This is a genomic window from Candidatus Thiothrix phosphatis (assembly GCF_035668035.1).
Lineage (GTDB): Bacteria > Pseudomonadota > Gammaproteobacteria > Thiotrichales > Thiotrichaceae > Thiothrix > Thiothrix phosphatis.
In genome coordinates, this window is the sequence record NZ_JAYMYJ010000058.1 from 1342 (window position 1) to 2853 (window position 1512).

The 1512-nt window shown below is 54.9% G+C and carries 3 protein-coding genes; 1 reads left to right on the forward strand and 2 read right to left on the reverse strand.

Annotation, left to right across the window (positions count from 1 at the left end):
• The coding region (locus VSS37_RS07170; RefSeq protein WP_324694121.1) for a hypothetical protein at positions 1 to 321 on the forward strand (321 nt) is incomplete at its 5' end.
• A 175-nt stretch (positions 322 to 496) separates the two neighbouring features.
• On the opposite strand, the gene VSS37_RS07175 is transcribed toward VSS37_RS07170, so the two are convergent.
• Both VSS37_RS07175 and VSS37_RS07180 read right to left on the reverse strand, forming a co-directional pair.
• Positions 497 to 799, reverse strand: a complete 303-nt coding sequence (locus VSS37_RS07175) for an addiction module antidote protein (protein WP_324694122.1) — start codon at positions 797 to 799, stop codon at positions 497 to 499.
• Positions 796 to 1101, reverse strand: a complete 306-nt coding sequence (locus VSS37_RS07180; RefSeq protein WP_324694123.1) for a type II toxin-antitoxin system RelE/ParE family toxin — start codon at positions 1099 to 1101, stop codon at positions 796 to 798. Before VSS37_RS07180 ends, VSS37_RS07175 begins: the two co-directional genes overlap by 4 nt.
• Positions 1102 to 1512: the final 411 nt, after the last annotated feature.

Consider the following 1512-nt stretch of genomic DNA (forward strand, 5'->3'; position numbering starts at 1 on the left):
CGGGGCTACGCCGTAACTGGCCGTAGCGGCCATGTCATCAAGTTCCCCTTTTCCATCCGCCAATCACATGATGCCAGAAGCCTGATCCAGTGCATCCCTCAAGGCAAAAATGGCATTGATTGGGGGAATGCCTATGCAATCAGTGGTCAAATGTTTGACGTAAAGTCGGCAAACATCCCACATTTGAACAGGTATGTCATCATAGATGATGAAGGCATGGAGAAAGACACCATTGGGTTCTTGGCAAACATCTTGTCCGAGTCATCCAGTGTTGTTCCTTTCAGCACCCGTGACGGCTGGATAGGTCGCCTGGCAGCCTAAACCAGCCGCCTTAGAGCCGCCCCTCCGCCTTCCACTCTGCCGCCAGGTCCGCCAATATCCTCACCGTTCCTCAATACCAGAGCACGCAACTGGCGTATTTTGGCGACTGCCTCAGTCGCCCGGCTACGCCTGCGGTTAAAAAGCCCAGCTTTCACTTCGTTTGACTGCATTGCAATCATGCCGTTGAATCCCTCAAGCTGAAGTGCAGTCTCAGCCCCAGTGCATTGACCACCTTTAGGATGGTGGAGAATTCTGGGTTGCCCTCGCCTGACAATGCCTTGTAAAGGCTTTCACGCGCCAGCCCGGAATCACGCGCCAGTTGTGACATGCCGCGTGCGCGGGCAATCACCCCCAGCGCCTTGGCAATGAACTGCGGGTCATCCCCTGCCTCCTCCATGCAGGCTTCCAGATAGTCCTGCATGTCTTCGTCAGTTTTCAGGTATTCCGCTGTGTCATAACGACTGAATGTTGTGCTCATGGATTCTCCCCTTTCCACAGATCGGCAACCACCTTTGCCCGTTGAATGTCACGCTGCTGCGAGGACTTGTCACCGCCACACAGCAGCACCACCAGTGCGCGTCCGCGCCGCATGAAGTACAGCCGATAACCTGGGCCGTAATGGATGCGGGCTTCACTTAGCCCATCGCCTATTGGTTCGGAATCGCCAAAGTTACCATCGGCCATGCGGTCAAGCCGTGCATGGATACGTGCCCGCGCCCGCCTGTCTTTCAAGCCTCGCAGCCAATTTGAAAACACCTCGCTTTGGATAATTTCTATCATTGGCCTGCGTATCCCATGGTTAACATGACCAGTTTAAGGCTTTGTCCTGCTGTGAGCAACTGGTGGTGCCCTACCCTACCCTGGGCTGCCTAACCCAACTACCCCGCCCCTCCGGCAAAGTATGCGTCATTGCCGCAAAAATTATACGTTTTCGTATTGACTATAATTATACGTTTTCGTATCATTTCTCTCATGGAAGGCAAACACCTTCCGGCGGAGGCCAGGAGCTTCCGGGTTCTTTCACAACTTAGCCAGATACCGACAGGCCGCCCAGTGAGGCGAGATAAGTGCAGGTCGGACACGTTGGAATGGACGCCCGCCATGACGCGGGGAGTCAGCCGCCCGGTGGGGCGCAACAGGTTTCAGTCCAGCCTCTTTTAAACGCAGGAGGCTGGCATGAGACAACAAGAC

What these genes read in the sequence shown, in the direction of transcription:
- VSS37_RS07175 (WP_324694122.1), bottom strand. Translation starts at nt 799, where the DNA reads ATGAGCACAACATTCAGTCGTTATGACACAGCGGAATACCTGAAAACT.
- VSS37_RS07180 (WP_324694123.1), bottom strand. Translation starts at nt 1,101, where the DNA reads ATGATAGAAATTATCCAAAGCGAGGTGTTTTCAAATTGGCTGCGAGGC.